Annotated in this window: 15 protein-coding genes and 1 pseudogene; 6 read left to right on the forward strand and 10 right to left on the reverse strand. The window is 67.2% G+C overall.

The window, feature by feature from the left end:
* Positions 1-75: 75 nt before the first annotated feature.
* A complete protein-coding gene (locus BBJ41_RS34175) occupies positions 76-723 on the forward strand; it encodes a glutathione S-transferase family protein (RefSeq protein ID WP_069750751.1) in 648 nt (215 codons plus the stop codon).
* Positions 724-823: 100 nt separating this feature from the next.
* On the opposite strand, the gene BBJ41_RS34180 is transcribed toward BBJ41_RS34175, so the two are convergent.
* The 4 genes and pseudogenes from BBJ41_RS34180 to BBJ41_RS34195 form a co-directional block, all read right to left on the reverse strand.
* Positions 824-1321: a hypothetical protein gene (locus tag BBJ41_RS34180; protein WP_069751446.1), complete on the reverse strand. Its 498-nt coding sequence runs from the start codon at positions 1319-1321 to the stop codon at positions 824-826.
* A 203-nt stretch (positions 1322-1524) separates the two neighbouring features.
* Positions 1525-2034, reverse strand: coding sequence for a sodium:proline symporter (locus BBJ41_RS34185; RefSeq protein WP_418222332.1), 510 nt, complete (start codon positions 2032-2034; stop codon positions 1525-1527).
* A gap of 70 nt (positions 2035-2104) precedes the next feature.
* Entirely contained in the window at positions 2105-2773 is a 669-nt protein-coding gene (locus BBJ41_RS34190) for a nitroreductase (RefSeq protein ID WP_069750753.1), read from the reverse strand.
* 179 nt (positions 2774-2952) lie between these two features.
* Positions 2953-3924: pseudogene (locus BBJ41_RS34195) on the reverse strand (LysR substrate-binding domain-containing protein); the annotation flags it as partial.
* A 57-nt stretch (positions 3925-3981) separates the two neighbouring features.
* On the opposite strand from BBJ41_RS34195, the gene BBJ41_RS34200 reads away from it, so the two are divergent.
* The 3 genes from BBJ41_RS34200 to BBJ41_RS34210 all read left to right on the forward strand — a co-directional run bounded on the left by BBJ41_RS34200 (position 3982) and on the right by BBJ41_RS34210 (position 7025).
* Positions 3982-4881 (forward strand): DMT family transporter, encoded by a 900-nt coding sequence (locus tag BBJ41_RS34200; protein WP_069750754.1) that lies wholly within the window; start codon positions 3982-3984, stop codon positions 4879-4881.
* Positions 4882-5480: 599 nt separating this feature from the next.
* Positions 5481-6635: a branched-chain amino acid ABC transporter substrate-binding protein gene (locus BBJ41_RS34205; RefSeq protein WP_069750755.1), complete on the forward strand. Its 1155-nt coding sequence runs from the start codon at positions 5481-5483 to the stop codon at positions 6633-6635.
* Positions 6636-6722: 87 nt separating this feature from the next.
* Complete coding sequence (locus BBJ41_RS34210) at positions 6723-7025, forward strand: DNA-binding protein (RefSeq protein WP_069750756.1); 303 nt, start codon at positions 6723-6725, stop codon at positions 7023-7025.
* Between the two features lie 85 nt (positions 7026-7110).
* Here the strand turns inward: BBJ41_RS34210 and ydiJ are convergent, their stop codons facing one another.
* On the reverse strand, positions 7111-10158 hold the full coding sequence (gene ydiJ / locus BBJ41_RS34215) for a D-2-hydroxyglutarate dehydrogenase YdiJ (RefSeq protein WP_069750757.1): 3048 nt from the start codon (positions 10156-10158) through the stop codon (positions 7111-7113).
* Between the two features lie 164 nt (positions 10159-10322).
* Between ydiJ and BBJ41_RS34220 the strand changes: the two genes are divergently transcribed.
* The gene (locus tag BBJ41_RS34220) at positions 10323-11210 is read left to right on the forward strand and encodes a LysR substrate-binding domain-containing protein (protein ID WP_069750758.1); all 888 of its coding nucleotides are present in this window, start codon (positions 10323-10325) and stop codon (positions 11208-11210) included.
* A gap of 19 nt (positions 11211-11229) precedes the next feature.
* Here the strand turns inward: BBJ41_RS34220 and BBJ41_RS34225 are convergent, their stop codons facing one another.
* Positions 11230-12081, reverse strand: a complete 852-nt coding sequence (locus BBJ41_RS34225) for a LysR substrate-binding domain-containing protein (protein WP_069750759.1) — start codon at positions 12079-12081, stop codon at positions 11230-11232.
* Positions 12082-12191: 110 nt separating this feature from the next.
* Here BBJ41_RS34225 and BBJ41_RS34230 point away from each other — a divergent pair, with 110 nt between their 5' ends.
* Positions 12192-12839, forward strand: a complete 648-nt coding sequence (locus BBJ41_RS34230) for a LysE family translocator (protein ID WP_069750760.1) — start codon at positions 12192-12194, stop codon at positions 12837-12839.
* A 108-nt stretch (positions 12840-12947) separates the two neighbouring features.
* On the opposite strand, the gene BBJ41_RS34235 is transcribed toward BBJ41_RS34230, so the two are convergent.
* The 4 genes from BBJ41_RS34235 to msuE all read right to left on the reverse strand — a co-directional run bounded on the left by BBJ41_RS34235 (position 12948) and on the right by msuE (position 17605).
* Complete coding sequence (locus tag BBJ41_RS34235; RefSeq protein WP_083282100.1) at positions 12948-14396, reverse strand: APC family permease; 1449 nt, start codon at positions 14394-14396, stop codon at positions 12948-12950.
* A gap of 137 nt (positions 14397-14533) precedes the next feature.
* Positions 14534-15763, reverse strand: a complete 1230-nt coding sequence (locus BBJ41_RS34240; RefSeq protein ID WP_069750762.1) for an SfnB family sulfur acquisition oxidoreductase — start codon at positions 15761-15763, stop codon at positions 14534-14536.
* A gap of 142 nt (positions 15764-15905) precedes the next feature.
* Positions 15906-17009: a dimethylsulfone monooxygenase SfnG gene (gene sfnG / locus BBJ41_RS34245; RefSeq protein WP_069750763.1), complete on the reverse strand. Its 1104-nt coding sequence runs from the start codon at positions 17007-17009 to the stop codon at positions 15906-15908.
* 35 nt (positions 17010-17044) lie between these two features.
* A complete protein-coding gene (msuE, locus tag BBJ41_RS34250; RefSeq protein ID WP_069751447.1) occupies positions 17045-17605 on the reverse strand; it encodes an FMN reductase in 561 nt (186 codons plus the stop codon).
* Between the last annotated feature and the right edge of the window lie 80 nt (positions 17606-17685).

Here is a 17685-nt window from a genome sequence, read left to right on the forward strand (position 1 = left end):
AGGCGCGCACCACGGTGCGCGCCTGCGCCGTTTACACTGGGCGCTTTCCCGTTCACGCGACTCGAGGAGGCCGGCATGCTGACCGTATGGGGGCGCCGCAATGCATTCAATGTCCAGAAGGTGATGTGGCTCGTCGACGAGCTGGCGCTCGCGCATCGGCACGTGCCGGCCGGCGGCCAGTTCGGCGTACTGGACACACCGGAATTTCTCGCGATGAACCCGCACGGGCGCGTGCCCGTGATCGACGACGGCGGCACGGTCGTATGGGAGTCGCACAGCATCCTGCGCTACCTCGCCGCGCGTCACGGGCGAGCGCACTTCTGGCGCGACGATCCCGCCGAACAGTCGCGCGCCGACCGCTGGATGGACTGGTCGCAAACGACGCTGCAGCCGGTGTTCCTCACCGGCGTGTTCCGGGGTTACTACCGGACGCCGCCGGAGCAGCGCGACATGGCGCGCGTCGAGCAGAGCGTCGCGCAGTGCGCGCAGCACTTCCAGACGCTCGATGCGGTGCTGGCCGGGCAGCCGTTTCTCGCGGGCGACGCGATCACGCTCGCCGACATCGCGGCCGGCACGCACCTGTATCGCTATTTCGAGCTCGACATCGCGCGGCCGCGCGTGCCGCACGTGCAGGCGTGGTACGAACGGCTGAAGGCACGGCCCGCGTATCGCACGCACGTGATGATTCCGTTCGACGACCTGCGCGGGCGGCTCGACGGCTAGATGACGGGCAGGCACCGTGACGCGTGCTCAGGATGTTCAGGCCGATTCGCGTTCGACCGCGCGATGCGGTTGCCGTACGGTGATACGCCAATACGCCGCGTTAATGCCGTCGCATCCCGCCAGCCCCGCTCATGCCGCCGAATTGATGCATCCCGCCGAACCCGTGCCCCTCGCCACCGCCGAACGCGCCACGATGAAACCCGGCCCCCATCGGCGTGCCAAAGCGGCGATGCTCGATCGGATTGAAATGCCCGATGTGATCAAAGTGATGGAAATGACGGAAGCGATCGACGAAGACGAAGCTCACGCCCGCGCCGATGAAAAGCGGCGGCCCCCAGTACCACGGGTCGGCGTACGGATAGCCCGCCGCCGGATACCACAGCACGCTGCCGTCGGGGCTCTGCACGATCTGCCACGTACCATCGCTTTGCAGACACGCGCGCCCGACGATTTGCTGCTCCGTACCGTCGATATCCGCTTGCGCGACCACCGCACGGCAGGTGCCGTCGTCCGTCACATCGTCGGCCATTTGCGCAAAGACGGACGCGGAAAAACCGAGACAGACGATACCTATCCCGGATCGAAACAAGTTGCACATGATCGGCTCCTGCATTGTTGCCCCCGACCACTTGATTCCCGGCGCCACTGACGGCGCCCGGCACATCGATTTGCTTGCGCAAGATTCATCGCGCGGCGGTAGCGGTCCGCCGCTTCGTATCGGGTCTCCTGACGACTAAACGTGCGGCGCGCCCGGTTATTCCAGGGGTCCGAGCACATGACGGAGGCGGGAGCCGCCGGCCCTCATGGCCGCGCTTGCCGTCTCACGAGGTGGAAGGTGGCCGCGGCCGTGATCCCGAAAACCAGGTGAGCGACCAGCGTGATCGCGCCGCGAACCGGAACGAACCACGGGAAGATCGCGGTGAAGGCGTACAGGTTGACGCCGTACAGGATGAGCCCGAACGCGCCGCCCGCGAGCAGCGCGACACCGCGCGACAGGTTGCCGATCAGCTTCGCCAGCGCGGCCGCATAGGCCAGCGACAAAGCACCATGCACGAGTGTCGCGACACCCATGACCAGCGGATCGAAGCCGGCGGACGAACCGAGCACGCGGCGCCCCATCACGATGGCGGCGGTCAGCCGCGCGTCGCGAAACAGGTTCCCGATGGTGTCGTCGCCGGCGATCGACCAGAGCAGCAGCTCGACGACGGTCGACACGACAGCCGCGCCAAACGCCGCCCAGAGAACCGGAACCAGACTGGACTGTTTCAATTGCCGCCCCCGTGGCGACCGGCTGGTGCATCGAAGCGGCATGCGACGCGTGCGCTTCGGCTCCGGTCAGACGACGTGTGCCCGTGCTGCCGCACCGGGCGACCGCGCGAAGTTACTTTGCCCCTTCGCAGTCCGTCCAGTACGCAAAAGGATCGCGATGTTTGGGGTAGTTCTCGTCGAGCCATTTCAGCAACGTCGCGCGGGCGTTGTCCATGTCGGCCTTCAACGACGAGGTCGTCAGTTCGTGCACTTCGATCGATTTTTCGCGATCGATCACGAAGCAGTTCCAGTCGGGGCCGTCCAGATCCGGATCGTCCGACGCCTTCGACGACTTGCCCCAGCCGAACCCCTTGCGGGCGTCGATGTAGTAGCGCGGGTTCACTTTCAGGTACGACATCTCGCCGCCCTGCAGGCTGCTTTCGGCGCGCAGCACGTCGTGCCCGTCGACGATCTGCGTGACTTCCGGAAGCCGGCGCGCGCGCCACCCGACGGGCAGCGACGCGATGGCCCGGACGCTGTCGTACATCCCCCACTCCAGCCCCCAGGCTTCGGCCATGCGCTTCATGAACGCGTTCGCATCCGGATAGCCGCGCAACTGGATTCGGGTCGACAGCGTGACTTCGACCCGGCCGCGACCGTCGACAGCAGCGCCTCCCTCGTCTCCCGCCGCTTCGAACGGATTGCCCGGGCGCGACGCGCGCTGCGCGTCCGAGGGCGCAACGCCCGAAAACAGCTGGTCGAGCGCTGCACGCGCTTTCGACGACTTGTCTGGCCTGTTCATCGCTTCACTCCATTGCATCCATGTAACTGCAAAAATTCCCGGTTTTCGTTCATCTCTCCCACCTCAATGTTCTTCGCGGACGCATTGTCCGCGATCCGGCGCCCCGCGCCTATCCCGGCGCGCAACGCCCGAACGGCGCGCCGCAGCAGGTTGCCGCGGCCACGCCATCTATCCCTGTTCCCCAACGCCGCGCGCATTCGCTCCATCAACGCCAGCACCTCCGGCCGATTCTCCCCCTTCGCGTGCACGAAGTGATACCTGAGCACCGAATCGACCTCGTGACGGCTCACGCGCACGAGGCCGCTGCGCTTCAGATATCCGTCGGCGAGCGGCACGCGCGCCAGCGCCACGCCGAGCCCCGCTTCGGCCGCCGCCAGCACGAGGTTGTAATCCTCGAAACGACGATCCTGCGCGCGCGGCTTGAACGACACGCCCAGCGCATCGAACCAGGTGCGCCAGCCGGTCACGTCGGAGTCGTGCAGCAGCGGCATCTCGAGCAACGCGGCATCGCCGGCCCGACGGCGCAACTTGGCGAGTTGCTCGGCCAGCCGCGGATGCGCGACCGGATAAAGCCGCTCCGGCATGAATGCGCGGGTTTCGAGCTGACGCCAGTTGCCGCGACCATACCGGATCGACAGATCCGCTTCGCCGCCGGCGATATCCACGTTACGGAGATCGATGCCGAGCTCGATGCGCAACGCGGGCGCTTCGCGCTCGAGCGCGCTCTGCCGCTCGAGCAGCCAGAGCTGCGCGAATGCGGGCACCACGCTCATCCTGACCAGCCGCGGCGTACGCGGCGAGCGCCATTGATCGGCCGCGCTGTCGATGATCGCGAACGCCTGTTCGATCCGGCCGACGAAGCGCTGCCCGTCCGGCGTCAGCCGCACGCCGCGCGCATGACGTTCGAACAGCGCCATGCCCAGCCAGTTTTCGACGGCGGCCACGCGCCGGCTGATTGCGCCGTGCGTCACGCCGGAGACGTCGGCGGCCGCCAGGAACGAACCTTCGCGCGCCACCGTACAGACGGTCTCCAGGCTGGCGAGCGGCGGCCGCGGGCCCGACGCCGATGATACGGCAAGCGCCTCCGCAACCTGGCTTGTACGCGCCGGGCCGCCAGCCCGACGCCGAATCGAGCTGTGAGCCATATTCATATCCGGGCGTTGATCTGTGCGCTAGCTTAGCATCTCGCGACATCGCACCATTGCCGCATGAACACTCTTTCCCAAGCTTCGTCGCGCGGCGCGCGACAGCCGCTGGTCGCGGCAGGCGCGGTAGCGTTCACGATCGTGTCGTGGGCTTCCGCATTTCCGTTCATCCGTATCGGTCTGCATGGCCTGACGCCGCTGCAGCTCGCGGCCGCGCGCTTCGCCACCGCGGCCGTGCTCGTGATCGCGTGGCTCGCGTGGCGACGGCCGCCGAGACCGACGAAACGCGACGCGTTGCGCTTCCTGCTGTGCGGTTTTCTCGGCATCGCACTCTACAACGCGCTGCTCAATACCGGCGAGCAAACCGTGACTGCCGGCGCGGCGAGTTTCATCGTGAACACGCTGCCGATCTTCACCGCGCTGCTGGCCACCGTGTTTCTCCGCGAACGGTTCAATCGCTGGGGATGGCTCGGCTCGCTGGTCAGCCTGGCCGGCATCGCGGTGATCGCGCACGGGCAGCCGGGCGGCCTCGTCCTCGGCTCGGGGAGCACGCTGATTCTCGGCGCGGCGCTGTGCTCGGCCAGCTATTTCGTGTTGCAGCGGCGGCTGATTCCCGTGTACGGCGCGCTCGCCTGTACCGCATACACGCTGCTGGCCGGCGCGCTGCTGCTCACGCCGTGGCTGCCCGGCGCGCTCGCCTCGCTCGGCGGCGCGTCGCGCGACACGGTGCCGGCGGTCTTGATACTCGGCGTGTTTCCCGCCGCGCTCGGTTACGCGGCCTGGACCTTCGCGCTCGGTTACTTCGGCGCGGCGCGCGCCGCGAACTTCCTCTATCTGACGCCGGCGGTCGCGACGGCGTTGTCGATGGCGCTGACGGGCGAGCGGCCCGGCATCGAGACGGTGTGCGGCGGCCTGCTGGCAATCGCAGGCGTGATCTTCGTCGCATTGCGCGGACGTTCCTAGGATCGCGATTGCATCGGATGACGATCCCGGCCACCGGCTCGACGAACCGCAAACGAGCCGGCCTATCCGGGCCTCCGCCTCTGCGTAGCTGAATGTACTGCCCAGGCTTGCGAATCCGCACCCATCCGCAGGCGCCGCCGGACTTGACCGTTAGTTGCATGAGAGGCATCGATCCCGATGAAACACAATCGTGAAACCCGGCGCGCGGTCGCGAACGGCCAAAGTGTGCAGACAAATCGACCGAACAGTTCCCGATTGATTGCATCGCACTGTCCATGGCCATCCGTATCGGCACGGTCGAATAATCGGAGCAATCGGCGATACACCCCCACCGCGATTGCACCGCCATCCGCCCGGCTACGCGATTCGCCGAAGCAGGCGGAAACGGGTTCGGATATATTCATGCCCATTGCATTTCGTCTGGAGAAACTGTCCGCTCGCCCGGGCAGCACACCGGCCACACGCATTCGGCCGGCCTGGCGGCGTGCAAGCGAACCCGTCATGGGTCTTGGAGACTCGTCCCGTCAGACCGATACCCCACGAGGGCAACCGGCTGCCCGGGACGTCAATAGAAATATCAATCGATTCGGAGATGGCAGATGGAACGAAGCACTGTCGGCATGCGCAGCAAACCCCTGATCACCGCCGTACTGGCCGCCGCCGCGTTTGCGGCCGCCTCGGCCGCGATGGCCGACCAGGTCGTGAAGATCGGCAGCGTCGAGCCGACCACGGGCGGGATCTCGCACCTCGGCAAGGACAATGAAAACGGCGCGCGCCTCGCGGTCGAGGAAATCAATGCGAAGGGCCTCACGATCGGCGGCAAGAAGATCACGCTGCAGCTCGACGCGCAGGATGACGCGGCCGACCCGCGCCAGGCCACGCAGGTCGCGCAGAAGCTCGTCGACGACAAGGTCGTCGCGGTCATCGGCCACCTGAACTCGGGCACGTCGATCCCGGCATCGAAGATCTACAGCGACGCCGGCATCGTGCAGATTTCGCCGTCGGCCACGAACCCGACCTACACGCAGCAAGGCTTCAAGACCACCTACCGCGTCGTGGCGACCGACGCGCAGCAAGGCCCGGCGCTCGCGAGCTATGCGCAGGCGAAGGGCGTGAAGAGCGTGGCGGTGGTCGACGATTCGACCGCGTACGGCCAGGGCCTCGCGAACGAGTTCGAGAAGAAGGCGAAGGCGCTCGGCCTGAAGGTGCTGTCGCACGACGCGACCAACGACAAGGCGGTCGACTTCCGCGCGATTCTGACGAAGATCAAGGGCGAGAACCCCGACGCGATCATGTACGGCGGCATGGACGCGACCGGCGGGCCGCTCGCGAAGCAGGCGAAGCAGCTCGGCCTGCGCGCGAAGATCCTGTCCGGCGACGGCGTGTGCACCGACTCGTTGGCCGACCTGGCCGGCCCGGCGGCCGACAACGTGCTGTGCTCGCAAGCCGGTGCGGCGCTCGAGAAGATGCCGGGTGGCGCCGACTTCCTCGCCAAGTACCAGAAGCGCTTCGGCCAGGGCATCAAGTTCGACGCGCCGTTCGCGTATGACGCGGTCTACATCGCGGTCGACGCGATGAAGCGCGCGAACTCGATCGACCCGGCGAAGATCCTCGCGGCAATGCCGGCGACGAAGTACGACGGCGTGATCGGCACGACGACGTTCGACGCGAAGGGCGACCTGACGCACGGGATCATCTCGATCTACGGCTACAAGAGCGGCAAGAAGACCTTCCTCGACCAGGTGAAGATGTAATCCGCCACGGAGCCGGCACGACGGGAACGCCACCCGTCGGCGCCGGCGCCGTGCGCGACGCATTCTGTTTTACGGAGACGAAGCAACATGTGTGCAATGGCGTATACCGAATTTCAGCAGGAGTTGAAAAAAGCGCAGCTGACGTCGCGCGAATTCGCGCGTCTGATCCGGATGAACGAAAGCTCGATCACGAACTATTCGAGCAAGGGCACGGTCCCGTCCCACCTCGCGGTCATCGCGAAACTGATCGGCACGCTGGCCGCGCACGAGATCGACTTCCGGCGCGTGATCCGGCAGATGCGGATCGAACCGAAACGGCCGCGCGGCGTCGGCGTGTTTCCGGCGGCCGACAAGCCGCGCGCGCGGAAAACCGCGAAAGCCGATTCCTGAGCCTCCGCATGCGTCGAGCGCGGCACGCATGCCGCCCGACGCACGATGCCGTCACACGGGCAACGCGAGACGCGCCGCCCGGTCGTCACCCCGCCGCACGCACGTGATCGAGCAGCGCCTGCAACGGATGGCGCAACTGCCGCGCGGACAGGCGCTTCACCTGGCTGCGGCACGAATACCCGGTCGCCAGCGCTTCGCCGTCTTCCTCCGGCGCCGCGACATGCGCCGCCCACGATTGCGCATAGATCGTCTTCGACGTCGCCAGATTGCGCGCCTCGTGCCCGTACGTGCCGGACATCCCGCAGCACCCGGTTGCCTGAACCTGCAAGCGCAGCCCGCAGCGCGCGAACACCTGCGCCCACTGCTTGCCGCTGTCCGGCGCATTGGTCTTTTCGGTACAGTGCGGCAGCAGCCGGTACGCGCGCGACACGCCGCCTGCGCCGGCCTCCGGCAGCGCCTGCAGCAGCCATTCCTGCGGCAGCGCGACCTGCGGCACGTCGTCCAGCCCCGCCACCTTCAGGTATTCCTGCCGATACGTGAGCGTCATCGCCGGATCGAGGCCGACCAGCGTAACGCCTGAACGCGCGAGCGCGGCAAGCTGCGCGGCATTGCGGATCGCCGCCTTCCCGAACGCGTGGAGAAAACCCTGCACGTGCAGCGCCTTGCCGTTCGGCGCGAGCGGCGCGAGCCACACCTGGAAACCGAGGCGCGCGGCCAGCTCGATCAGCGTCGCCAGTTGCGCGGTATCGAAATAGCGCGTGAACGTGTCCTGCACGATGACGACGCTGCGCGCGCGCTGCGCGTCGCTCAGCGCCGCGAGCGCATGCGGTTCGGCCGGCCGCACGCGCCATTCGCGCATCACGGCCGCGAGATCGAAGCGGCTCAGGAGCGGGCTGTCGACCATGCCGACGTGGCGCGCCAGCAGCGTGCGCACCCAGCCCGCGCCCATGAGCCCGTTGTACAGCGCGGGCACCCGCGCCATCCACGGCATCGTGAATTCGAGCGAGCCGATCAGGTAGTCGCGCAGCGGCCGCATGTAGCGCTGGTGATACAGCTCGAGAAAGCGTGAACGGAACTCGGGCACGTTGACCTTGACCGGGCACTGCCCCGCGCACGACTTGCATGCGAGACACCCGGCCATCGCGTCGTACACCTCGTGCGAGAAATCGGCTTCGCCGCTGCGCGCGGCGCGACTGTTGCGCCAGCGGGCGGCGAAACCGCGCAGGAACGGCTGCCGCTCACGCGCGGCCGCGACGACGTCGACGCCGGCCTGTCCTTGCAGGCGCAACCATTCGCGCATCAGCGACGCGCGCCCCTTCGGCGAATGCACGCGCTCGCGCGTCGCCTTCCACGACGGGCACATCGCGTCGTCCGGATCGAAGTTGTAGCACGCGCCGTTGCCGTTGCAATGCATCGCGGTGCCGTAGCTCTGCCACACGCGCTCGTCGATCTGCCGGTCGTGCTCGCCGCGCGTAGGCACTTCGTCGATCTTCAGCAGCCGCATCGTGTGGTCCGGCGGCGTCGCGATCTTGCCCGGGTTGAACTGGTTGTGCGGATCGAACGCGGCCTTCAGTTGCTGCAGCGACGGATACAGCTCGCCGAAGAAGACCGGCGCATATTCGGAGCGCACGCCCTTGCCGTGCTCGCCCCACAGCAGGCCGCCGTGGCGCTGCGTCAGCTCGGCCACCGCATCGGACACCGGCCGCACCAGCGCCGCCTGCCGCGGGTCCTTCATGTCGAGCGCCGGGCGCACGTGCAGGACGCCCGCATCGACGTGGCCGAACATCCCGTACTGCAGCCCGTGGCCGTCGAGCAGTGCGCGGAATTCCGCGATGTACGCGGCGAGGTTCTCGGGCGGCACCGCGGTGTCCTCGACGAACGGCTGCGGGCGCGCCTCGCCCTGCACGTTGCCGAGCAGGCCGACCGCGCGCTTGCGCATCGCGTACACGCGCTTCACCGCGTCGTCGCCGGCCGCGATCGTATGGCCGAGGCGTTCCACGCTCGTGTCGGTGCGCAGATGATCGACGAACGCGCGCACGCGCGCGTCGACGTCTTGCGCGTCGTCGCCGCTGAATTCGATCAGGTTGATGCCGAGCGTCGGCCGCTGGTCGTCCTGCGGAAAATACTCGGCCACGCTGCTCCACACGAAGTCCTTCATCGCGAGCATCAGCACTTTCGAGTCGACCGTCTCGATCGACAGCGGCCGGTGCGCGATCAGCGCGCGCGCGTCGCGCAGCGCGTCCATGAAGCCCGCATAACGCACGTTGACCAGCACCGAAACCTTCGGGATCGGCAGCACGTTGAGCTTCGCCTCGACGACGAAACCGAGCGAGCCTTCGGCGCCGCACAGCACGCTGTTCAGGTTGAAGCGGCCGTCGGGTTCGCGCAGGTGCGCGAGGTCGTAGCCGGTCAGGCAGCGGTTGAGCTTCGGAAACTTCGCTTCGATCAGCGCGGCTTTGTCGTCGCTGATGCGACGCGCGGTGCGGTAGACCTTGCCGATGCGGTCCTGCCGCGCGCAGCGGCGCTCGAGTTCGTCATCCGCCAGCGCGTCGCTGTGCAGTTGCTCGCCGCCCATCAGCACGAAATCCAGCTCGAGCACGTGGTCGCGCGTCTTGCCGTACGTGCAGCTGCCCTGCCCGCTCGCGTCGGTGTTGATCATCCCGCCGACGGTCGCGCGGTTCGACGTCGACAGCTCCGGTGCGAAAAACAGCCCGTGCGGCTTCAACGCCGCGTTGAGCTGATCCTTGACGACGCCCGCCTGCACGCGCACCCAGCGCCGCTCGACGTCGATTTCGAGGATCCGGTTCATGTTGCGCGACAGGTCGACGACCACGCCGTCGGTCAGCGACTGACCGTTGGTGCCCGTGCCGCCGCCGCGCGCGGCCACCTTGACGTCGCGATGCGCGGGTTCGGCGAGCAGCCTCGCCAGCAGTTGCACGTCGTCGGCATGCGCGGGACAGATCACCGCCTGCGGCAGGCGCTGGTAGATCGAGTTGTCGGTGGACTGGACCGTCCGGTTCGCATGGTCCGCGCGGATTTCCCCGGCGAAGCCGGCGGCCTGCAGGGCGGCCAGAAAATCACGGTACGGGCTCGCGGGCGGGCTGGCGGGACGGGGCAACGGGGCGATCGACATGGGGTGAAAGCGGGGCAAGAACACAATGTGGCTGGAACCGGTGGGCGGGCTTGCGTCAAAACATGAGTTTTGAGCAAGTTTCCGTGCAACCGGGAATTCCAGTATCTTGCTAATCTACGTGCGAAACAAACGAATTCTCGTCCGGCGAATATTGCATAAAACTCATGAATTACCGTCGCCTCACCCCGTCCATGTCGCTGCTGCTCGTATTCGAGGCCGCCGCGCGGCACGAAAGCTACACGCGCGCCGCCGAGGAACTGTCGCTGAGCCAGAGCGCGATCAGCCGGCAGGTCCAGACGCTCGAAGATCAGCTCGGCGTGCCGCTGTTTCGCCGCGAAGGGCGCTCGGTGAAGCTGACGGAAGTCGGTCGCCGCTACTTCGCCGAGCTGAGCGGCGCGCTCGGGCGCATCCGCGGCGCGACCTTGCAGGCAATGTCCCACCAGGCCGGTGCCGGCACGCTGCGGCTTGCGACATTGCCGACGTTCGGCTCGAAATGGCTGCTGCCGCACCTGCACGACTTCTACGCCGCGCACCCGGGCGTGACCGTGCACCTTCATTCGCGGATCGGCGCCATCGATTTCCTCAACGACGACCTCGACGCGGCGATTACCGTCGGCGCGGGCGACTGGCCCGGCCTGCACGCGCACCGGCTGTACAACGAGTTCCTGATCGCGATCGCGAGCCCCGAGGCGGGCAGCCGCAAGGCCGCCGCGCGCACGCCGGCGTGGGCCGCGAAGCAGACGCTGCTCGGCGTGACGAGCAACCAGCAGGCGTGGGCGGAATGGTTCTCGCACTATCGGCTCGACCATCGCCAGATGCGCATCGGCCCGAGCTTCGAGCTGACGTCGCACCTGATCCAGGCCGTCCGGGCCGGGATGGGGATCGGGCTGGTGCCGAAGGTGCTGGTGGAAGACGAACTGAGCCGCAACGAGCTCGTGTCGATCGGCGACGCGATTACCAGCCAGCGCAGCTACTACCTCGTCTACCCGCCGGGGAACGAGACGCTGCCGTCGCTCGTCGCATTCCGGGAATGGCTGCTGAAATCGTGCTGAACCGCCGCCGGCGTGCCGCTCAGGTGCGCCATTCGCCGAGAATCTGCTCGGCGAGGTAGTCGCACGGCGGGCGCGCGGATTGCGCGCTGCGCGCGAGCACGACCTCGAGTTCGCCCAGCGGCGGCAGCCCGTGGCTCTCCGAAAGCTGGACGAGATGGTCGGGCACGCAGCAGCGCGCGAGCGGCGCGACCGCGAGGCCGGCCTCCACCATGCTGAGCAGCCCGAGGTAACTCGGGCTTTCGTACGACATGCGGAACGGGATGTGCTGCCGGTTCAGCGCCTTGACCGCATGGTCGCGCGCCATGCTGCCGCCGTGCGTGAAAAAGGCGACCGGCAGCGGCCGCTCCTCCCACACGTTGCGTTTCGGCGATCCGGTCCAGACGATCGGCTCCATCCGGATCAGCTCGCCAGTCACGCCCTTGATCCGCGTGAGACACGCGAGATCGACCGTGTTGTCCTTCAGCATCGGCACGAGCGCGCTGCTCGGCTGGCCGATCACGCGCACTTCGACGCGCGGATGCGTCGCGGCGAATTTGCCGAGCACCTGCGGCAGCAGCGACGAGATGTAATCGTCCGGCACGCCGATCGTCACGCGGCCGCGGATCTCCGGGCGCACGACCGACGCCCACGCCTCGTCGCGCATCGCCAGCATCCGGCGGCCGTATTCGGCGAGCATCCTGCCGTCGTCGGTCGCCGTCACGTTGCGCGTATCGCGGATGAACAGCGGCTTGCCGAGCGCGTCTTCCAGCGTCTTGATCTGCATGCTCACCGCCGACGGCGACCGATGCACGGCCTGCGCGCCCTGCGCGAACGATCCGGACTCCGCCACGGCCACCACCATCGCCAGCACATCGAGGTCGAGCTTTTTCATCGCATTCAGAAAATCTGATCAATCGATTCAGTTTATCCCGTTTTACTGTTCACCTCCACGGTCGGACAATGCATTCCGTCAGCACTCACTCGTTGCAGGAATCGTCAGATATGCATACGTCCGGATCGCTCTACGGATTTCTCGTCATCGGCGGCATGCTCGCGGTGACGCCAGGGCCGAACATGGTCTACGTGATGTCGCGCTCGATCGCGCAGGGGCGCACGGCCGGGCTCATTTCGCTGGCCGGCGTGATGATCGGCTACCTGTTCTACATGTTCGGCGCGGCGTTCGGCATCACGACGCTGTTCATGAGCGTGCCCTACGCGGGCAGCGTGCTGGGCGCGGTCGGCGCGGCCTACCTGCTGTACCTGGCGTGGCAGGCGGTCAGGCCCGGCGGGCGCTCGCCGCTCGAGGTGCAGGCGCTGCCGAACGAACAGCCGCTGCGGCTGCTTGCGATGGGTGCGACGACGAGCGTGCTGAACCCGAAGCTCGCGATGCTGTTCGTGTCGCTGCTGCCGCAGTTCATCGATTACCAGAACGGCAGCGTGTTCGGCCAGTCGCTGTTTCTCGGCTCGCTGCTGATCGCCGCGTTCGCTTGCGCCAACGGCACGGTGGCGATCTGTTCGAGCAGCATCGCGAAATTCCTGCACGGGCGGCCCACGCTGCTGCTCGCGCAACGCTGGGCGATGGGCATCGTGCTCGGCAGCCTCGGCGTGCAGATGGTGGTGGAGGCATCGAAGATGGCGAGCGTCGCGTGACGGCGGCAAACGCACGCTTCAAATGAAACCGGCCAGCCGGCGACAAGCCGGCTGGCCGCGATGCATATGCAGCGTCGAAGTCTTGAAGCCTTCGCCGATGCCGCGCGATCACTTCGTCTGCAGCTCGGCCTCCAGCTCGCGCAAGCGCTCCGGAAACCGGATGCGCAGCAACACGAACCACCCGAGCCCGATCGCCAGCAGCGCGACGAACACATAAGGCAGCCACGCATAGACGCCGTCCGGCACCGGATACACGCTGCCGATGAGCGGAATCGCGAGCAGCACGACCGCGACGACACTGATCGCCACGTGCCGCGTCCGGAGCTTGCGCTGCCGGCGCAGGTAAAGCGGCGCACCGATCGCCACCAGCACGTAGGCGAGCAGCCAGCCATACGTCGCGATCGAGCTGAGATAGCCGTACGAGTCGAGCAGCGCCGTGCCGCGCGCGGTGAACACCAGCGCGGTAACCAGCGCCAGCGCCGCGATCAGCGCAACCGCGACGTGCGGCGTCGCGTTCCGCTCGTGTGCGCGCCCGGTCGACGCATGCAGCACGCCCTGCCGCCCGAACGTATAGACGATGCGCGCCGCCGCATTGATCGACGAGAAGAACGCCGCGAAGAAACTCAACGCCACGCCCGCGTCGATCAGCACGCCGACCCACCCGGCCCCCAGCCGATGCGCGAGCACCGCGAGCGGGCCGTCGACCCGATCGAGCGGCGGCGTCTGCCCGTGGAACGCGCTCACCATCCCGTACGCGCCGATCACGAACAGGATCGCGGGCCCGACGACGCTGATCAGCACCGCGCGCGGAATCGCGCGGAACGGGTCGCGCGCCTCGGCCCCGAGCACGGTCGCGCTCTCGAACCCCGTGAAGCTGAAGAACGCGAGCACCATGCCGAGCTGAAGCTGCGTCGGCTTCACGCCTTCGAGCGTCAGTTGCGCGCGATCGACCGGATGCCCGCCGAACGCGATCGTCGCGATCACGACGATGGCGATCAGCAGCAGCGTCGCAAGCTCGACGAACAGCGTGAAGCGCGTGGACAGCCGGATGTCGCGAAACGCGATATACCACGCGGCGAACGCGGTCACGATCGTGAGGCCGAGCACCGTGCCGACCGGCGTCGCGCCGCCGAGCAGCCCCGTTTCGCGGCCGAGCACGAGAAACGTGTTGATCGTTCCCTGCAGGATGCCGGCCGCGGCCACCGCATAAGCGATCAGCAGCGACCAGCCGCAGATGGCGCCCCAGATCGGCCCGATGCCGGCCGACACGTACGCGTACAGCGCGCCCGGCGATGCCGCATCCCGCGCGAACACCGAAATGCTCCACGACGAGAACAGCAGCGCGACGATCGCGAACAGGTACGCGAGCCACGTGCCGTTGCCGGCCGTCGCGAATACGGCGGGGATCAGCACGCCGATCCCGCCCGACACGCCGACGAGGCCGATCGACTGCGCGATCAGCTCGGGCAGGCTCAGGTAGTTGCGCCGCAGGCCGCCTGCCTGCGCTGCGCCGTCCGGCACAGGCAGCGCCTGTGCGGGGGTTGCTGGATGACTCATCGATCGACCTCGTCAGGAATGAAGCGGTGCGCCGCGTCGGCGGCATCGGTTGCCGCCGCGGCCGCGCGAAAGGGTGCCGTCATGCGTGCCGGAAAATCCGGCCCCGCGCGCGAGCAACGTGTCGCGCAGCATGCCGGTCAGTTCCAGGAATGGCGCGCGGGTTTCACGCCGTTGAGGTAGTAGTTGCCGATCGCGTGGTACTTCCAGCGCACGGGGTCGTGCAGCGTGTGCACGCGCGCGTTGCGCCAGTGGCGATCGAAGTTGTATTTCGCGAGCGTCGACTTGCTGCCGCCGAGTTCGAACAGCTTGCTCGCGGCGAGCAGCGACACTTCCGTCGTCGCGATCTTCGCCTCGCCGACCGCGATCGCGGCCTGCGCGACCGTTTCCTCGCGCGGCTCGCACTTCGCCGCGTCGACGAAGCGACCCGAACGCGCGAGCAACGCTTCGGCCGCGTGCACGCGGTATGCGATGTCGCCGATCTGCGCGACGGTCAACGGGTCGTCGCTCGCGCGCTCGACGCCGCTGTCGATCCACGGGCGTGCATGCTGCTGCACGAACGCGATCGTGTCCTGCAACGCGGCGCGCGCGATGCCGAGGTCGATCGCGGCGGTCGTGATCTGCGCGAACGGGCCTGCGAAGGTCGGGCGGTCGTATGAGCGTTGCGTATGGAAGATCTCGAACGGGCTCACGCGAACGTTCTCGACGATCACCGTGCCGCTCGCGGTCGTGCGCTGGCCGAAGCCGCTCCAGTCGTCGACGACCGTCACCCCCGGCGCGCCCTGCCGCACGAAGGCGAGCACCGCCTGATCCGACTCGTCGAGCGCGAGCACCGGAATCCAGTGCGCGAACAGCGTGCCGGTCGAATAGAACTTGCGGCCGTTCAGCACGAACGCGTCGCCGTCGCGGCGCACGCGCGTCTGGATGTCGAGCACGTTCTTGCCGCCGGCCTCGGAGAACGCATTGCCGTAGCGCGTGCCCTTCAGCACGAGATCGAAGAAGAAGCGTTTCTGCGCGTCGCTGCCTTCGAGGCGAATATCCTCGATCAGGCAGTAGTGGTTCTGCGGAATCTGGCCGAGCGACGGGTCGGCCTGCGACACGATCGCGATCACTTCCGCGAGCGTCACGCTCGACACCTCCGCGCCGCCGTATTCGCGCGGGACGGTAATGCCCCACAGGCCGCTCGACGAAAACAGCTCGATCTCGTCGAACGGCAGTTTCCGTTCGCGGTCGCGCAGCGCGGCATGCTCCTCGAGCCGTGCGGCGACCTGATGCGCGACGTCGATCGCTTCGGCATCGGAGCCGATGACGGGAACATGATTCGAATCTGCCTGCCGTGATGCGCCTGCTTCGATGATTTCCGTAGACATAGAATTTCCGGCAAAACCCATGAACCGATCGACGGCGCCGTGAAAGCCTCCGTCGATCTCCTGTTTCGATATCCGAAGAAACGTCGGACCGGGACAACCGGCGACGGCCCGTCGCCAGCCCCCTTTTTTCAATCGGCCCGCGTCACGCGGCCACCGCCTGCCGTTGCGCTTCGAGTTCGCGCACGAGCGGCAGCACGCGCTGGCCGAAGTACTCGACTTCCTCGATGAAATGCAGGAACCCGGCCAGCACGAGATCGACGCCGATCGCCTTCAGCGCGACGATCCGCTCGGCAATCTGTTGCGGCGTGCCGATCAGGTTCGTGCGGAAGCCGTCGTTGTATTGCACGAGATCCTCGAACGTCGATTTCGCCCAGTTGCCCTCGCCTTCCGGCGACGCCTTGCCCGCCTCCTTCACCGCATCGCCGAATGCATGCACGGCTTCGACGTGCGCGTGCCGGATGATGTCGTCGAGCACGGCGCGCGCCTCTTCCTCGGTGTCGCGCGCAATCACGAACGCGTTGACGCCGATCCGCACGCGGTGGTTGTTCGCGGCCGCCTTCGCGCGGATGTCGTCGATCTGCGCCTTCAGGTTCTCCGGCGTATTGCCGTTCGTGAAATACCAGTCCGACACGCTCGCCGCGTTGTCGCGCGCCGCGCGCGAGCTGCCGCCCTGGAAGATCTCCGGATGCGGCTTCTGTACGGGTTTCGGGCTCAGCGTGTAGTCGTTGAAGCGGTAGAAATCGCCCTTGAACGTGAAGTTGTCCTGCGTCCAGATGCCCTTCAGCGCCTGGATGAATTCCTTCGAGCGCCGGTAGCGCTCGTCGTGTTCGAGCCACGGCTCGCCGATCGCGGTGAATTCGCCCTTGAACCAGCCGCTCACCACGTTGATCGCGATGCGCCCGTTCGAGATGTGGTCGATCGTTGCGAGCTGCTTCGCGACCACGGCCGGATGCCACGGCCCCGGCAGGATCGCGGCGAGCACCTTGAGCTTGGTCGTCGCGTGCAGCAGCGCCTGGCTGAACGACACCGACTCGTGCTGGTATTCGGCGCCGTAGCCGGCCGTGAAGCGGATCTGGCTCAGCGCATAGTCGAAGCCGGCCGCCTCGGCCGTGCGCGCGAGCTGCTGGTTGTATTCGAGGCTCCAGTCGGTGCGCTGCTCGATCGTGCTGACGACGAGGCCGCCGCTGACGTTCGGCACCCAGTACGCGAATTTGACGCCGTCGTCGGAAGAATCGGTATGGCTCATGAGAGTGTCCTGGTCGAAGGGGAAACGGAAGCGACCTACGCGGCCGCGGCGGAAAGCGCATGCAGGCGCAGTTGCGGCACCGCGCGCTCCACGGCCAGCGCGATGCGCGCGCGCAGCGCCGGATTCGCGATTTCGTAGCGGTCGAAATCGCCTTCGGACGCATACACGCCGATCGGCAGCGTGCGCGCCTGGAAGAAGCTGAAAAGCGGGCGGAGCTGGTGGTCGATCACCAGCGCATGACGTTCGCTGCCGCCGGTGGCGGCGAGCAGCACGGGCACGTCGACGAGCGCTTCGTGATGCACGAGATCGAACAGGTGCTTGAAAATGCCCGTATACGACGCGCGATACACGGGGCTCGCGACGACGAGCGCATCGGCCGTCTCGATCGCGCGAATCTGCGCGTCGAGATCGGCCGGGACTTGCGCGCGCGTCAGCGCGCCGGCCAGCCGGCTGCCGATCTCGCCGAGTTCGATCAGCCGCGCATCGATCGGCAGCGCGGCGCCGAGCGCCGTGACGATCGCGTCGGTCAGCGCCAGCGTGCGTGACGGCCGTTGCAGGCCGCCCGAGATCGCGACCACGTTGAGGGTATGACTCATCGATTGCATTCCCATTGTCGAATCGGGCGCCGATGCACCCGTCACGTCATGGGTCAGCAAGGAGCGTGCCATTTCACCGA

Origin of the sequence: Burkholderia stabilis, assembly GCF_001742165.1 — a bacterium.
GTDB lineage: Bacteria > Pseudomonadota > Gammaproteobacteria > Burkholderiales > Burkholderiaceae > Burkholderia > Burkholderia stabilis.

Bases quoted from the DNA above. Each gene is read 5' to 3' on its own strand.
- ydiJ (WP_069750757.1), bottom strand. From the start codon at position 10,158: ATGTCGATCGCCCCGTTGCCCCGTCCCGCCAGCCCGCCCGCGAGCCCG.
- BBJ41_RS34180 (WP_069751446.1), bottom strand. From the start codon at position 1,321: ATGTGCAACTTGTTTCGATCCGGGATAGGTATCGTCTGTCTCGGTTTT.
- BBJ41_RS34210 (WP_069750756.1), top strand. From the start codon at position 6,723: ATGTGTGCAATGGCGTATACCGAATTTCAGCAGGAGTTGAAAAAAGCG.
- BBJ41_RS34200 (WP_069750754.1), top strand. From the start codon at position 3,982: ATGAACACTCTTTCCCAAGCTTCGTCGCGCGGCGCGCGACAGCCGCTG.
- BBJ41_RS34240 (WP_069750762.1), bottom strand. From the start codon at position 15,763: ATGTCTACGGAAATCATCGAAGCAGGCGCATCACGGCAGGCAGATTCG.
- BBJ41_RS34185 (WP_418222332.1), bottom strand. From the start codon at position 2,034: ATGCCGCTTCGATGCACCAGCCGGTCGCCACGGGGGCGGCAATTGAAA.
- BBJ41_RS34220 (WP_069750758.1), top strand. From the start codon at position 10,323: ATGAATTACCGTCGCCTCACCCCGTCCATGTCGCTGCTGCTCGTATTC.
- sfnG (WP_069750763.1), bottom strand. From the start codon at position 17,009: ATGAGCCATACCGATTCTTCCGACGACGGCGTCAAATTCGCGTACTGG.
- BBJ41_RS34225 (WP_069750759.1), bottom strand. From the start codon at position 12,081: ATGAAAAAGCTCGACCTCGATGTGCTGGCGATGGTGGTGGCCGTGGCG.
- BBJ41_RS34230 (WP_069750760.1), top strand. From the start codon at position 12,192: ATGCATACGTCCGGATCGCTCTACGGATTTCTCGTCATCGGCGGCATG.
- BBJ41_RS34190 (WP_069750753.1), bottom strand. From the start codon at position 2,773: ATGAACAGGCCAGACAAGTCGTCGAAAGCGCGTGCAGCGCTCGACCAG.
- BBJ41_RS34235 (WP_083282100.1), bottom strand. From the start codon at position 14,396: ATGAGTCATCCAGCAACCCCCGCACAGGCGCTGCCTGTGCCGGACGGC.
- BBJ41_RS34205 (WP_069750755.1), top strand. From the start codon at position 5,481: ATGGAACGAAGCACTGTCGGCATGCGCAGCAAACCCCTGATCACCGCC.
- msuE (WP_069751447.1), bottom strand. From the start codon at position 17,605: ATGAGTCATACCCTCAACGTGGTCGCGATCTCGGGCGGCCTGCAACGG.
- BBJ41_RS34175 (WP_069750751.1), top strand. From the start codon at position 76: ATGCTGACCGTATGGGGGCGCCGCAATGCATTCAATGTCCAGAAGGTG.